The sequence below is a fragment of the Shewanella sp. ISTPL2 genome, assembly GCF_013283205.1.
Lineage (GTDB): Bacteria > Pseudomonadota > Gammaproteobacteria > Enterobacterales > Shewanellaceae > Shewanella > Shewanella oncorhynchi.
The window spans coordinates 2,552,529-2,567,633 of sequence record NZ_JAAPAV010000001.1 but is presented as its reverse complement, the minus strand read 5'-3'; the positions used below and the strand labels follow the sequence as shown (position 1 = coordinate 2,567,633).

Below are 15,105 nucleotides of genomic sequence, written 5' to 3'. Positions count from 1 at the left end.
ACTACTTATTCATTGTTACCACAAATAACCGCTAGCATGACTTATCGTAATACCTGATTAGATTGCGGGCACCTTAAACTGGGTTCCTTGAATATCTAACACTATGTCCCTTGGACGAATAGAGATGATTTTCAGCTTACCAGCAATCATATCCCCTTCTTGTAACTCAGCACCGTCTACATTCAGCCATCTCTGGGCAGGGTCGCTGGAATAAACATGAGCAACGATATTAAATTCAGGCACTTGTAATTGCAGACCTGCGGGTAATTGGCAGTATTTCGGAATTTCATCCACAGCAGTTTTGGGGATCGGATCTAATTTAGCTTCAGTGACATTCGTCTCTGCAGCATTAACATATTCCACATCCTTTAATGCATTTTGAAAGGAAGCCACTAACTTATCTTCATCGCGACTTTTATTGGTCTCTAAACCGACATCTTCCGCCGCGGCACTGACTTGCTGACGCAGGGCTTCAAGACTCGCTAGACCCGACTCATTGGCATTAGCGCCTAACATCATAGGCTGCTGTGCTTGCGTCTCTGCTGGCACAACCGCTTCCTGACTTGCCGCATCGACTTGGGCTGACGTCGACATATAATCTGCGTAGCTTGAATCACTAAAACCCGAATTGCTATCACTTTGAGCCGGCATGCCAACAGAATTGGTCGTTATATTCGCGCTAGCATTCATTTGAGGCGCATTTGATACTACAGTCTCAGCCTGAAATTGCGGCGATACCGTTAGCTCGGGTAAAGTCTGCGTCCGAGGAAGCGCTACTTTCCCAGCAAGCCGAACACCTGAAGCAGCACTGGGCTCAACTTGGAGCTCAGAGGCAGATCCAACCGAGTTAGACTGAAGCTCATTTTTAATCCCAGTCGAAGCTGGCAATGATGACGTTGATGGCAGTACGTTAGCCACTGCCACAGTATCACTTTGGGGAAGTCGAGTTTTATCCCAAACGCTTAATCCCCAAGCCACACCAATTCCTGCGGCAACTGCAACGACTAATATAGACAGTTTTCCTATCGGCACACCCGATTTACGAGGCTGTGGATAATTCGCCCTTGGCGTCATCACAGCATCAGGTAACGGTGATTGTTGCTGTTGTTTATTGCGGGTTACGGCATCGAGTAAAATGGACATCAGCTGCGCGCCCCATCATCAGTTAACCTTGGGCCTTGCTGACTTAAATACAAATTTAATCTCACTAATGTTTGATTCCCTGCAATACCATCGGCTTTTAATCCATGCTGACTTTGGAAGGTTTTAAGATCATTTTCCAATTGCACATCAAATTGATTAACCCGACGGGGGCTACGACCATTCACATGGGCTAACGCATTCTCTAACCACTGTAATTGACCAGGACTCGATTTTTGACTGATATCCATCATAGGCAAATTAGGTGCTTGCCATAATATTTCGAAGGTGCCACTGAAATGTTGATTAAACCAAGCTCTATCAACCCAAAGTTGTTGCTCACCCAGTTGCATCAGTAATTGTTCCCCCTCTACCGCAAGCACTGCACCATAAAAATCTTGTTGCTTGTCATCAACCAAATACACGACAGCCGGATAATTAAGCCGAGTCAGTGACATCCAGTTACCCTGCTGTTGATAGCAAGCTAATCCTTGCTCAACCGCCGATTGGCAAGCCGTCAAGCCTTTATAGGGCACTTTGCCCCACACGCTAAATAAACCTGCAAAAGCAGTATCGATATTGCGACTCTGATTAATCGCCTCGTTTAACAGACGCTGATTGGGATCGGGAATGGAAGTCTGACCGCTTGGTTGATTAGTCGGTTTTACTGACTTATCAGCGATGTCTTCCCCGCCCAAGGTTTGAGCATTTAATGACGCCACATTAGTTGGCACAGACTCAGAAACCAAATTGGACGCTGGCGCCGTATTGACTGACTTATCAGTAAATAACCAATAAGACACACCAAACGCAACACATAACGCCGCAGCGGTTGCTGTCGGCCACAGATATCTATTTTGAGTCGGTTCTTCTTCACCTAATACTTCAGCCGCAGCTTGCCGCACCATATGATGATCTATGGGCACCCGCGATTGTGCATAGCCTGCCATCAGTGAACGTTCACATAAGAGGTTAATTAATCGAGGAATGCCGCCACTGTATTTCTGCAAAACGTTAACGGCTTTACGGGTGAATAAAGGCTCAAACCGCCCTGCCACTTGCAAACGATGCAGCACATAGAGGGCGATTTCATCTTCATTGAGCGGCAATAAATGATAACGAGCCGTGATCCGCTGGGCTAACTGACGCAATTCTTGGCGCTTCAATAACAGCTGTAATTCCGGCTGACCGATTAAAATCACCTGCAGTAACTTCTTAGTGTCCGTCTCCAAATTAGTCAGAAGACGCAATTGCTCCAGCACCTCAGGACGTAAATGCTGTGCTTCATCGATAATGAGCACGGTATTACGACCTTTGCTGTGATTCGCCAATAAAAAACGGCTCAAGTGATCAGTCAATTGCTTGAGTGTAGGATTATCGCCGTAGGAAATCTTAAGCTCATCACAAAGCGTTGCGAGTAATTCAAGCTCAGTTAACGACGGATTAAGGATAAAAGCAGTATCGGTATTGTCGGGCAATTGCCCAAGTAAACAGCGAGATACTGTTGTTTTACCCGTGCCGACTTCCCCTGTTAACAACACAAAACCGCCCGTTTCCCCTAACCCATAGGTTAAATGGGCTAACGCCTCTCTGTGCCTATCACTCAGAAACAAATAATGGGGATTGGGTGCAATTGAAAAAGGGTTATCGCTGAGTCCGTAAAAGGCCTTGTACATACCACCAATCATCCTAATTTAAAAATAACGCCCCACGTTAAAGCGTCCTAATGTTATTGTCAAAATATCTGCAACATCAATGTGACAGATAAGTGCGCAAATATCTCGCAACGACTTTATCCATCATCTTAATGAGCGTGATAAGCTATGTTCATGACACATTAGCCGAATCTTGCCTGTGAAAATATATCTCGTCGGCGGTGCTGTACGTGACAGCCTGCTCAATCTTCCCATTAAAGATAAAGATTACCTCGTCGTTGGAGCAACACCAGAACAAATGCTGCAACAGGGTTACCGCCAAGTGGGTAAAGATTTCCCCGTATTTCTACACCCTAAAAATCAACAAGAATATGCTTTAGCCCGAACCGAACGAAAAATTGGTCTGGGTTATGGTGGTTTTAGTTGCCACGCCAGCCCTGATGTGACTTTAGAACAAGATTTGTTGCGCCGAGATCTAACCATCAATGCCATCGCCCAAGATGAAAAGGGCAACTTATATGATCCTTTTAATGGTATTGAGGATATTAACGCGCGCCTGTTACGCCATGTGTCGGATGCTTTCGTTGAAGATCCACTGCGAGTGTTACGCGTTGCCCGTTTTGCCGCAAGGTTTCATGCCTTAGGATTTCAAATTGCCGCAGAAACCCTGGCACTGATGCGTCAAATTAGCGCAAGCGATGAGCTTAGCGCTTTAACGGCGGAGCGAGTTTGGCAAGAAGTTGATAAAAGTTTAGGCGGACCTCACCCAGAAGTCTTTTTTGAGGTACTGCACCAATGTGGCGCACTCGAAGTCCTGTTCCCTGAAATTCACGCCTTATTTGGCATACCTCAACCTGAAAAATGGCATCCTGAAATAGATACTGGCGTGCATACCTTAATGGTGCTCGCTCAAGCTGCACTGCTCACTGAGGATAAAAGCGTTCGGTTTGCCGCCCTAGTGCATGATTTGGGTAAAGCTCTGAGTCCAAAAGAGCATTTACCAAAGCATCACGGCCACGGCCAAAAAGGCTTGCCACTCATAAAAGCACTCTGTACCCGTTTACGAGTACCGAATGAGGCACGCGATCTGGCGTTACTCGTCAGCGACCAACATCAGAACGTCCATCAGGCATTCGAGCTCAGAGCCGAAACTATCGTTAAAATATTCGATAAAGCTGACTTTTGGCGTAAACCAGAGCGCTTAACGCAACTTATATTAGCTTGCACCGCAGATATGCGTGGCCGCACAGGATTTGAAAACATCCCATATCCTCAGGGAGAGTATTTAACTCAGTGCTTCACTGTCGCCAATAATGTCGATATTGCCGCCATCATTGCCACTGGTTTCCAAGGTGCAGAGATAAAACAAGCCTTAAATTTACATCGAGTTGAAGCCGTCAGTCAGTTTAAACAAAAAATGCAAACAAAACTGCCGATGGACAACCAGTAATTTGTAAAAGATTTGTAAGTCGTGCATCACTGCATGGTGAATAATGCCCCTTTTTACGATTAGAAATGTCGATATCACATAGAAAAAAAGCTTTTAAAAAAAATTTATATGCCTATAGTGGTTAAACACATTAATATTCGTAGCAAATTAAAATAGCTATGTCATAATTAGGCAGTTTCGCTTACAAAGTAACGAAACATTCAAATCCAACCTATTTTAAGGGATTTTTTACAATGAACAAAAAAGTACTGATGATTGCTGGTTTAGCAATGACTGCCCTACTAGGTGGTTGCGCGAACACTACTGCTCTGGAAGAAAGCGTTGCAACTCTGGGCAACAAAGTTGATCAATTGTCAGCTGATGTTGGTTCTCTGAAATCAGAGCAAAGCAAACTGTCTGCAGACGTTAAAGATGCAAAAGCAGCATCTATGGACGCACAAGCAGAAGCTAAACGCGCAAACGACCGTTTAGACAACGTTGCTTCTCGTTACAAGAAGTAATGAAAGGTAATTTAGCTTACTATTTAGTAAGTTAAGACAAAAGGCTTAAGAAAGATGAAAGCGATAAGCACATCAATCTAAGCCTTTTTTTATACCTGCAATTCAAGATTGCCATGCAAAGAATAGCGAATGCTGCAATACAAAATCGCTAAATTGGTTTTAAACTTCCAAAGGCATGTTAAAGGCGATTCGCCTACCTCCCCCTAAAAGTTAGCCTTGGCATACTTCTGTATAAACGAGTGCTATTCCTCTTTTAAATAAAGTCGCGTTATTAATCTAAACTTCTCGTTTGCATTTTTAAGCATCCCTAACAATCAGCCTCATCTATCATAAAAAATGTATTTATGGGAAGTGAAAGCTATTAATTTAAAGCACAGCTATAGATAAAAAAATCGAGGCTATATGGGAAACAAAGGCAATAAGAAGGTTGTATTTGTCACTGAACAAATAGGCCTAAAGTTAAAAACAATAACACCTCCAGCCTATCCAACATAAAAATAACATAAAAACGTCAAACAGAATCATAGACTTGAGTAATATAGCCTTTTAAAACATCAAAAAACCATCTAACTAAGCCTATGAATTGTCTTAAAATTAACCGCATCGACTGCAAGTTTTAACCTATAGCGATTCACTCACGCGTTTATGTGCTAAGACTAATACATAGTCAATTTCTAGCGACTCAAAATGATTAGCTTGAATATCGTGTTTCATCTTGTCAGTTGCACGCCACGCATAGGGTGCCATATCCAATAACGTTAATGCCTGTTCACCTGTAACTGATAAAGTAAAGCGCAGTGACTGAGTTTCTTTTACCAATAATGCTGAGGGTAAATTCACTTGGAAAGGTTTTTCAGCCAAGTCGGAATAAATATATTCTCTAAGTTGCCATAGATGTCGTGGCCCAGACATAACCAGTAACATGGTCCCATCGTCTTTCAATACCCTGACAGACTCCTTTCCCTTTAACGGCCTATCAATAACAGTAATAAAATCCACACAATTATCAGCAAAGGGTAATTTTTTAGAAGAGCTTAAACACAAGATCCCAGGAGTCTGCGCTTTTGCTGCAGCAAAAATAGCATTTTCTGCGTCCGCTACACCCACGTACTGGACGTTTCGCGGATTTTCGACCTCTGCCAACTTGGAAGCTAAAGCACGCAAATAGAAGCCCTCAGCGCATTCATAATCCAATAAACAAGCGTCAGGCTTGATAGAGCCCGTGATTAACTCAGCCAGTTTATCGATTAAAGGCGAAAAGATGCCTGATTCGAGAAGAAAACGCTTAGCCCTAACTTGCTCGCGCGAATCCCCTGTCGGCTTTTGGCGTTGTGGTTTAGTAAAAACCCAATACCCTTGCTCATTCCGATCAAAGTGATGCTTATTTGCACAATAAAAACCTTGTGAGGCTTTGTGTTGTTTTAACGTAAGTCCGCAGGTTGGACACTGATATTCGAGACCCATATAAAGCTCCAAAAATAAGTTAAGCTTCAGAAAAATGAGGAAGCTCCAAAAACAAAAATCGGATACTTGACCCGATTCTATTATTCATAATTTCACTATAATGACTAAGCTGGAATGACTACAAAAAAATAAATCCACACAGCACAGCACCCAGTGCCAAACGGTAAATAACAAACGGGGTCATTCCCATGCGGCTGATGATTTTCAAGAAATAATGAATACATGCATAAGCTGCAACAAAGGAAATCAAAGTGCCTAAGATCAATGCTTGATAATCAATTGGCAGCGCGCTTTCCGCCAAATCTTTACCCACTAAAATTGCCGCGCCTAAGCTCACAGGCACTGACATTAAGAATGAAAAGCGAGCCGCAGCATCTCGACTCAAACCTAGCATTAGCGCCGCGGTCATAGTGGCACCAGAACGTGAAGTTCCAGGGATTAAAGCAAGCGCCTGCGCGAAACCAATTAACAAGGCTTTGCGCCATCCAGTCTGATAGATGGTTAAATCGCGGCGCGACATCTTATCTGCCCACCACAGCAATAAACCAAAAACGACTGTCGTGACCGCGATAACCTCTGTATTACGCAGGTGAGTTGCAATAAAATCCTTAGCCATAAAACCAAAAAATACAGCGGGTAACGTCGCCAGAATAATCCACCATGCCAGCTTGCTGTCTTCGGATTGCTGACCTTTAAAAATGCTTGCAACCCAAGCATTAAACATAGTCCATAACTCGTGTCTAAAATAAATCACCACAGCAAATAACGACCCCGTATTCACCGCCACGTCGAATGACAAACCTTGATCTTCCCAGCCTAAAAGCTGAGCAGGCAGAATTAAGTGGGCAGAACTAGAAATAGGTAAAAACTCAGTTAGCCCTTGAATAAGCGCTAAAATAATGACCTGAAACGTATCCATGACAATCCTATCAATAAATTAAAACGTCAGCCCTTGGGGCCATTCAAACATCACAGGCCAAAGCCGCTGTGACTCTTTATCATACTCTTGCCACAAACTGGCATAGCTTTTATCAACCACGGGATGAATCAATTCCGGCGCTAACTCGGCTAATGGCCATAGCACAAAGGCATTATTAACTATCTCTGCACGGGGGAGCGTAACGGGCGTTTCACATACCACATGGTCATAAAGCAGCAGGTCTAAATCTAAAGTTCTTGGGCTAAATTTCTTCGCCCCGACAAGCCGGCCGTGATTCTGCTCGATTTGCTTAAACTGCGCAACTACCGCAGCAATATTAAGGTCAGTTTCAGCACTAACAACCATATTCAGAAAGTTAGTGCCACTAAAACCTACCGCTTCACTTTCATACATGGATGAGAGACGCAGCGGCCCAAAACACGCTCGCAGTGATATTAATCCCGCTTGCAAATGCTGTTCAGGCTCGATATTACTACCTAGACTGATATAAATACGTGCCATGCAATGTCCGATTTATCTGAAGATAAACATGATTTCTTAATCAACAGTAGAGTTGATCAAACTCTTATCTAACGTGAACGCTCTATCTCAACGCCAACCGATGCGGCAGTAGCGACTGCCCCCGGCTTCATCACGACAACTTTCACCCAAGTCACGTTAAATTCTTGAAGTAAGCAATCCGCTACGCGCTCGGCAACCGTTTCGATTAACTCGATTGGATACTCAGTAATAAGTTCTGTTAATCGATTGGAAACTGTCTCATAGCAAAGCGCATATTGATAATCGTCTGTCGCGGCGGCAGGTTTGTTATCCCACGCCATATCTAAATCTAGCAACAGGCTCTGATGGATTGTCTTTTCCCACTCGTAGACACCAATCACAGTATCAACGCGTAATTGCCGTATAAGTACTTTATCCATGCTTTCTCCAACTAACTTACTACTATGAGGTCTGATAAGCTAAAAGCGATCCTAGCTGTATAATCCGCAATCTTCTGACAGATAACTAATTTGCTTTCTACTCGAGCCAATCCACAGTAGGATAACGCCCTAAAAGGATTTGCTCATTCAGAAAATATCTCAACCTCAAATGGGCGAGTTATTCCACAAACCTATAGCGGGATTGACAACTGAGTCAGCTTTTTAAATTGTTGCGCGATAATACCTTAAGACGCGTAAGGAAACCAATGTGAGTCCATTAACACTGACACTTTTGATGATTTTGGCCGCCTATTTGGCTGGTTCAATCTCGAGTGCTGTGCTGGTTTGTAGAATGAGGGGTTTACCCGATCCAAGATTACAGGGTTCAGGTAATCCGGGAGCTACCAATGTACTGCGAATTGGCGGCGCGAGTTCGGCTGCCATGGTGTTGTTTTTCGACATGCTCAAAGGCGCCCTGCCATCTTATTTAGCCTATCTGATGGGCATAGATGCAGTCTCACTCGGACTTATCGCTATCGCCGCCTGCCTTGGGCATATTTATCCCGTATTTTTTGGATTTAAGGGGGGGAAAGGTGTCGCAACAGCTTTTGGTGCTATGGCTCCCATTGGCGATGATTTAGCCATTTGCTTAATGGCATCTTGGATTGTTCTACTCTTAATTAGCCGCTACTCGTCCCTTGCAGCCATTCTGACGGCATTGCTTGCACCACTTTATACTTGGTGGTTAGACGACAGATTTACCATTCCCGTTGCCATGCTATCGACGCTTATCATTATTCGTCATAAAGACAATATCCAACGGCTACTTAAAGGTGAAGAGTCCAAAGTTTCACGTAAAAAAACACCTAAAAAATCTTAATGTGACAACATTATTCCAATAAAAAACTGCGCTATAAGCGCAGTTTTTTTGTCTCAACATAACCTATCAACATCAAAGGCGTTTTATGCCACAGGTGGCAAGGTATCTAACGGCCATCTTGGCTGACCTTTTACCGCCAAATCTTCGTGCTGCCCCGCTTTTAAACGCTGCAATCCTGCAAAGGCAATCATAGCGCCGTTATCGGTACAAAACTCACCACGGGGATAAAACACTTGTCCACCAAGCGAGCTCATCATTTCGGCCAAGGTTTCTCTTAAGCGCGTATTCGCACTCACGCCACCGGCGATCACTAAGCGGTTATAGCCTGTTTGCTTCAGTGCACGGCGACATTTAATCGCTAGCGTATCAACCACAGCTTCTTCAAAAGCACGCGCAATATTGGCACGAGTCTGTTCATCGTCAGGTTCGGCAGCAATGGTATTAGCGGTAAAGGTTTTTAGACCCGAAAAGCTAAAATCGAGTCCAGGTCTATCGGTCATAGGCCGCGGAAACTTATACCCTGCAGGTAAACCTTTAGCAGCAAGCTTTGCTAAACGCGGACCGCCGGGATAATCCAGCCCCATTAACTTCGCTGTTTTATCAAACGCTTCACCCGCAGCATCATCAACAGACTCGCCTAATACTTCATAGCGGCCAATCCCGTCGACTTTAACCAACATAGAATGGCCACCAGAGACCAATAAGGCCACAAATGGGAACTCGGGCGCGTCATCTTCAAGCATAGGCGCCAGTAGATGTCCTTCCATATGATGCACACCAATGGCAGGCTTGTCCCAAGCAAATGCCAGAGACCGCCCCACACAGGCGCCAACAAGCAAAGCACCAATCAAACCTGGGCCCTTGGTATAGGCAATCCCATCGAGATCAGCAATTTCAGTATTCGCATCTTTCAGCGCTTGACGAATAAGCGGCACAATTTTACGCACATGGTCACGTGACGCCAACTCAGGCACCACACCACCATAGTCAGCATGCAGCTTAACCTGACTGTATAAAGTATGAGATAATAAGCCCAGTTCATCGTCATAGACGGCGATACCTGTCTCGTCACAGGATGTTTCAATACCTAAAACCCGCATGGTGTCTCATCAATTGCTAACTAAAGGGCGCCAATTCTACCTGCAAGCGCTCAATTACTCCAGTCACGCAGGCCATATTGAGTCCACTATAGGACTGAGCTCAGTTTTAGGGCTTTACAAGCCTAGGTGTCTCGGTATAAAATTCCGCACCATTTTAAATAGACTTGGTTCGAGCAATTGAACCAGAACAACCTACACCTAAGGGGTGATGGCGTATGCCAATTATTAAAGTACGTGAAAACGAACCATTCGACGTAGCTCTGCGTCGTTTCAAGCGCTCTTGTGAAAAAGCTGGTATTTTAGCCGACGTGCGTGCTCGTGAATTCTACGAGAAGCCAACTACTGCACGTAAGCGCGCAAAAGCAGCTGCAGTTAAACGTTTAGCTAAGAAGCTTTCTCGCGAAAACGCACGTCGCGTACGTTTATATTAATCTCATATGAGCCTAATTGATCAGCTAAAAGACCATATGAAACAGGCCATGATCGCCAAAGAGAAGGCGCGCTTGAGCACTATTCGTATGGCATTAGCCGCCATCAAGCAGATTGAAGTGGATACACGCGAATCTCTGACTGATGAACAGGTTATAGCGGTCTTAACCAAAATGGTGAAACAACGTCGTGACTCGATTGCTCAATTTGAAGCAGCGGGTCGTAACGAGTTGGCCGACGTGGAAGCAGCAGAGATTCAAGTTATTGAAGCTTTCCTGCCTACCCCTCTTACAGAGGCGGAAATCGCGGCGCTCATCGATGCAACTATTGTAGAAGTAGGTGCATCCGCCATGGCGGATATGGGCAAAGTAATGGGAGCATTGAAATCTAAAGTGCAAGGACGTGCAGACATGGGCGCTATCGGCGCTATGATCCGTGCTAAATTGCAATAATTAGCGTTTCACTGTATGAACAAGCCGTGCCTATGCGCGGCTTGTTTGTTTAAATTCGCGCAAGGCGGGATTTTAAGCACTCAATGGCAATACCTCGTGATTTTATCAATGAGCTAATCGCTCGCACTGACATAGTCGAACTTATCGATCGTAAAGTGCCCTTGAAAAAGGCGGGTAAGAACTACTCGGCCTGTTGTCCTTTTCATAGCGAAAAATCACCTTCGTTTACCGTCAGCCGTGATAAACAGTTCTATCATTGCTTTGGCTGCGGTGCTCACGGCAACGCCATCGATTTTGTGATGGAGTATGACCGACTCGATTTTATTGATGCCATTGAAGATTTGGCGGGCCAGCTTGGATTAGAGGTTCCCAGAGAACAAGGCACAGGCAAGCGACATGATGACGGTTTAAGTCGTGACTTATATCAACTCATGGAAGAAGCAAGCCTTTACTTTCAAAACCAACTTAGACAACACCAAGATAAACAAAAAGTTATCGATTATCTTGCCTATCGCGGTTTATCCGATGATGTAGTAGAACATTTTGGTATTGGCTTTGCGCCAGACGGTTGGGATGGCTTATTGGGCCGCTATCGTCAGAATCAAGATGCACAGGATAAGTTACTGACTGCAGGTATGTTAATTAGCAACGACAGTGGGAAACGTTACGACAGATTTCGTGACCGCCTCATGTTTCCTATCCGCGACAGGCGCGGACGAGTCATTGGTTTTGGTGGCAGAGTTTTAGGTGATGGCACACCCAAATACTTGAATTCTCCAGAAACGCCCATATTTCATAAGGGCAATGAGCTTTATGGTCTCTATGAACTAAAGCAGCGCTATCGCGATCCAGACAAAGTACTGATCGTTGAAGGCTATATGGATGTGGTGGCATTGGCGCAATTTGGCGTCGATTATGCTGTCGCATCATTAGGCACCTCGACCACAGCAGAGCAATTTCAGCTTTTGCTGCGCAGCGCTAAAGAAGTGATTTGCTGTTACGACGGCGACAGAGCAGGTACTGAAGCGGCATGGCGCGCCTTAGAAACGGCATTGCCATTATTAAAGCCGGGCGATCAAGTGCGATTTATGTTCCTGCCTCAGGCCGAAGATCCTGATTCTATGGTACGTAAAATTGGTAAAGATGCATTTGAAACCTTAATGGACTCTGCCATTGCACTACCCGAGTTTCTGTTTGATACGTTAGCGACAAAATACGGTACAGATAAAGGCAACTTAGCGAAACAAGCTTTTATCTTAATTGAAAAAATTCAAGACACTGTGCTGCAAAATTTACTACTTGAGAACTTAGCTCACAAGTTAGGAATGAACAGCTCTGAAGATATGAAAAAGAAGCTAGGCTTTAGCGTGAAACAAGCTAAACCAATGGCAAGTAAAGGATTAAAAGGACGCGGAACACCATTGCGACTCGCCATCGCACTGTTAGTACAACATCCTAAACTGGGTATGGGTTTACCCCCACAACCCGCACTCGCCCACTTGCAGATGCCAGGCATAGAATTGCTGCCACTGTTATTGGAGATGACTCGAGAGCAAACGTTAAACAGCGCACAACTACTTGAACAATTCCGAGAGCACCCCTACAGCGGCACTCTCCATAAATTGGCCCAATGGGACCATCAAGTGGCGGATGAAAACTTGCTCGAAAAGTTTAAACAAACCCTGGTTTGGTTGAACAATCAATATATTGAACAACGATATCAGGAATTGAGTCTAAAACAGACTCATACAAAAGAAGAGAAGATACAGCTCTCGAAGCTGATCTCAGTCATGAAAGGGTTAAACTGAGGCAAAAATGTCCTCATTCGCTGCCCCAGTGACTAGCACAGATATGTGCACACGGCTATAATTGACGATTTGCGCGGCACTTGGCTTATGCTAAGTGTCCGTCGTTGTAACAGTTTCCCAACTTGGATGATATCTATGGATCATACTCCGCAGTCGCAACTTAAGCTGTTGCTTGCCAAAGGTAAAGAGCAAGGTTACTTAACCTATGCAGAAGTGAACGATCACTTACCTGCAGACATGGTCGATTCTGACCAGATCGAAGATATTATCCAGATGATAAATGACATGGGTATCCGGGTGTTCGAAGAAGCCCCCGATGCCGATGACATGATGATGTCGGAAGACAACACAGACGAAGATGCAGCAGAAGAAGCCGCCGCAGCACTGGCAACAGTAGAAAGCGAACTTGGCCGCACAACCGATCCCGTACGCATGTACATGCGTGAAATGGGTACCGTTGAGCTTCTGACCCGCGAAGGCGAAATTGTTATCGCCAAACGCATCGAAGAAGGCATCAACACAGTTCAAAGTTCAGTCGCCGAATACCCACAAGCGATCGCTATGATCCTTGAGCAATTCGACCAATTTGAAGCCGACGAACTGCGCTTATCTGATATTATCTCTGGATTTGTAAACCCGGACGAAGATGACGTCGCCCCGACCGCCACTCACATCGGCTCAGAATTATCTGAAGAAGAGCTGGACGATGAAGATGACGAAGAAGATGACGATGACAGCGAAGATGAAGAAGAAGGCAACAAAGGGCCTGATCCTGAAGAAGCTCGTGAAAGATTCGGTCAACTCAGAGCCGCTTACGAAAGCGCACTGAAAATTATCGAAGCTAAGGGCCGTGAACACCCTGAATCGGTAAAAGCCCTCTTCGAAATCGGCGAAATCTTCAAAGAATTCCGCTTAGTGCCTAAGCAGTTTGACCGTTTAGTCAAAAGCATGCGCACTATGATGGACCGCGTGCGTGTTCAAGAACGTTTAGTATTAAAACTGTGCGTTGAACAAGCCAAAATGCCGAAGAAAAACTTCGTCAAATTCTTCACTGGCAACGAAACCAACCTCGATTGGTTCAACACTGAGAAAGCCTCAACGAAACCTTATGCCGAAGGCCTAAGAATGGTTGAAGATGACGTCATTCGTTGTCGTACCAAGCTTGCAGCAGTTGAAGAAGAAACCGGCTTAGCAATTTCTGCTATAAAAGACATCAACCGTCGTATGTCAATCGGTGAAGCCAAAGCTCGCCGTGCGAAGAAAGAAATGGTTGAAGCCAACTTACGTCTGGTAATTTCTATCGCGAAGAAATACACCAACCGTGGTCTGCAATTCTTGGACTTAATCCAAGAAGGTAACATTGGCTTAATGAAAGCCGTGGATAAATTCGAATACCGTCGTGGTTACAAATTTTCGACCTATGCAACTTGGTGGATCCGTCAGGCGATTACCCGTTCTATCGCCGACCAAGCGCGCACGATTCGTATTCCAGTACACATGATCGAAACGATCAACAAGCTGAACCGTATCTCTCGCCAAATGCTACAGGAAATGGGCCGCGAGCCTTCACCTGAAGAACTGGCTGAGCGTATGATGATGCCGGAAGATAAGATCCGTAAGGTACTGAAAATAGCTAAAGAACCTATCTCCATGGAAACCCCAATCGGTGACGATGAAGATTCGCATTTAGGTGATTTTATCGAGGATACAACCCTCGAATTACCACTGGATTCTGCGACCAGCGAAAGCTTGAAAAACGCCACTCACGAAGTGTTAGCAGGTCTAACCGCCCGTGAAGCGAAAGTGCTGCGTATGCGTTTTGGTATCGATATGAACACTGACCACACACTTGAAGAAGTGGGTAAACAGTTCGACGTGACCCGTGAACGTATTCGTCAGATTGAAGCTAAGGCACTGCGCAAACTGCGTCACCCTTCACGCTCAGAAATCTTAAAATCGTTCCTAGATGAATAGGCCGTTACAAGCCTAAAGTCATCCAAGATGGATTGAAGCCCTGCCCATGCAGGGCTTTTTATTGTCTTTATCACCTCAATTTATGCACAAGCACAGTATCGAAGCCTTAAATTTAGGCGACGATAGCATTTAAGTTGATTAACAGATAACCAATTGAATCAGTTGCGTGAATTTCCAGCCAAAACACGGGTGACAAGCGTAAGTAAGCTTAGTATACTTCCTCCCGCTTCAGGTAATGACGATTACCTTAAGTCGGCCCCTTAGCTCAGTTGGTTAGAGCACACGACTCATAATCGTTAGGTCCACGGTTCAAGTCCGTGAGGGGCCACCACCCGATTCAACAAAAAAGCCCATTGATTCAATGGGCTTTTTTGTATCTAAAAACTGATCTCC

At 44.8% G+C, this 15,105-nt stretch carries 14 protein-coding genes and 1 tRNA gene; 8 read left to right on the top strand and 7 right to left on the bottom strand.

What is annotated here, in order from left to right; all coding sequences use genetic code 11:
* Positions 1–57 precede the first annotated feature (57 nt).
* Both HUB64_RS11360 and HUB64_RS11355 read right to left on the bottom strand, forming a co-directional pair.
* Positions 58–1,143, bottom strand: coding sequence for a general secretion pathway protein GspB (locus HUB64_RS11360; protein ID WP_173497023.1), 1,086 nt, complete (start codon positions 1,141–1,143; stop codon positions 58–60).
* Complete coding sequence (locus HUB64_RS11355) at positions 1,143–2,816, bottom strand: ExeA family protein (protein ID WP_113940685.1); 1,674 nt, start codon at positions 2,814–2,816, stop codon at positions 1,143–1,145. Before HUB64_RS11355 ends, HUB64_RS11360 begins: the two co-directional genes overlap by 1 nt.
* 178 nt (positions 2,817–2,994) lie before the next feature.
* On the opposite strand from HUB64_RS11355, the gene HUB64_RS11350 reads away from it, so the two are divergent.
* Positions 2,995–4,245: a multifunctional CCA addition/repair protein gene (locus HUB64_RS11350; protein ID WP_173246175.1), complete on the top strand. Its 1,251-nt coding sequence runs from the start codon at positions 2,995–2,997 to the stop codon at positions 4,243–4,245.
* Positions 4,246–4,478: 233 nt separating this feature from the next.
* On the top strand, positions 4,479–4,745 hold the full coding sequence (locus HUB64_RS11345; protein WP_006080732.1) for an Lpp/OprI family alanine-zipper lipoprotein: 267 nt from the start codon (positions 4,479–4,481) through the stop codon (positions 4,743–4,745).
* 621 nt (positions 4,746–5,366) lie between these two features.
* Here the strand turns inward: HUB64_RS11345 and HUB64_RS11340 are convergent.
* The 4 genes from HUB64_RS11340 to folB all read right to left on the bottom strand — a co-directional run bounded on the left by HUB64_RS11340 (position 5,367) and on the right by folB (position 8,069).
* Positions 5,367–6,209, bottom strand: a complete 843-nt coding sequence (locus HUB64_RS11340) for a putative RNA methyltransferase (protein WP_173497022.1) — start codon at positions 6,207–6,209, stop codon at positions 5,367–5,369.
* Between the two features lie 118 nt (positions 6,210–6,327).
* Positions 6,328–7,128 (bottom strand): undecaprenyl-diphosphate phosphatase, encoded by an 801-nt coding sequence (locus HUB64_RS11335; RefSeq protein WP_173246178.1) that lies wholly within the window; start codon positions 7,126–7,128, stop codon positions 6,328–6,330.
* An 18-nt stretch (positions 7,129–7,146) separates the two neighbouring features.
* Positions 7,147–7,650: a 2-amino-4-hydroxy-6-hydroxymethyldihydropteridine diphosphokinase gene (gene folK / locus HUB64_RS11330; protein WP_173246181.1), complete on the bottom strand. Its 504-nt coding sequence runs from the start codon at positions 7,648–7,650 to the stop codon at positions 7,147–7,149.
* Positions 7,651–7,718: 68 nt separating this feature from the next.
* Entirely contained in the window at positions 7,719–8,069 is a 351-nt protein-coding gene (folB, locus tag HUB64_RS11325) for a dihydroneopterin aldolase (RefSeq protein ID WP_173246184.1), read from the bottom strand.
* 268 nt (positions 8,070–8,337) lie between these two features.
* Here folB and plsY point away from each other — a divergent pair, with 268 nt between their 5' ends.
* Positions 8,338–8,949 (top strand): glycerol-3-phosphate 1-O-acyltransferase PlsY, encoded by a 612-nt coding sequence (gene plsY / locus HUB64_RS11320; protein ID WP_028760867.1) that lies wholly within the window; start codon positions 8,338–8,340, stop codon positions 8,947–8,949.
* Positions 8,950–9,032: 83 nt separating this feature from the next.
* Here plsY and tsaD read toward each other — a convergent pair whose 3' ends face one another.
* A complete protein-coding gene (gene tsaD, locus HUB64_RS11315; RefSeq protein ID WP_131523062.1) occupies positions 9,033–10,049 on the bottom strand; it encodes a tRNA (adenosine(37)-N6)-threonylcarbamoyltransferase complex transferase subunit TsaD in 1,017 nt (338 codons plus the stop codon).
* Between the two features lie 215 nt (positions 10,050–10,264).
* Here tsaD and rpsU point away from each other — a divergent pair, with 215 nt between their 5' ends.
* From rpsU to HUB64_RS11290, 5 genes are all read left to right on the top strand, one after another.
* Positions 10,265–10,480 carry a 30S ribosomal protein S21 gene (rpsU, locus tag HUB64_RS11310; protein ID WP_006080725.1) on the top strand — a complete coding sequence of 72 codons (216 nt, stop codon included), beginning with the start codon at positions 10,265–10,267 and terminating at the stop codon, positions 10,478–10,480.
* 6 nt (positions 10,481–10,486) lie between these two features.
* Positions 10,487–10,930, top strand: a complete 444-nt coding sequence (locus HUB64_RS11305; RefSeq protein ID WP_028760869.1) for a GatB/YqeY domain-containing protein — start codon at positions 10,487–10,489, stop codon at positions 10,928–10,930.
* A gap of 83 nt (positions 10,931–11,013) precedes the next feature.
* On the top strand, positions 11,014–12,738 hold the full coding sequence (gene dnaG, locus HUB64_RS11300) for a DNA primase (protein ID WP_173246187.1): 1,725 nt from the start codon (positions 11,014–11,016) through the stop codon (positions 12,736–12,738).
* 135 nt (positions 12,739–12,873) lie between these two features.
* Positions 12,874–14,712, top strand: a complete 1,839-nt coding sequence (rpoD, locus tag HUB64_RS11295; protein WP_105249892.1) for an RNA polymerase sigma factor RpoD — start codon at positions 12,874–12,876, stop codon at positions 14,710–14,712.
* Positions 14,713–14,966: 254 nt separating this feature from the next.
* Positions 14,967–15,043, top strand: a tRNA-Ile gene (locus tag HUB64_RS11290).
* Positions 15,044–15,105 lie beyond the last annotated feature (62 nt).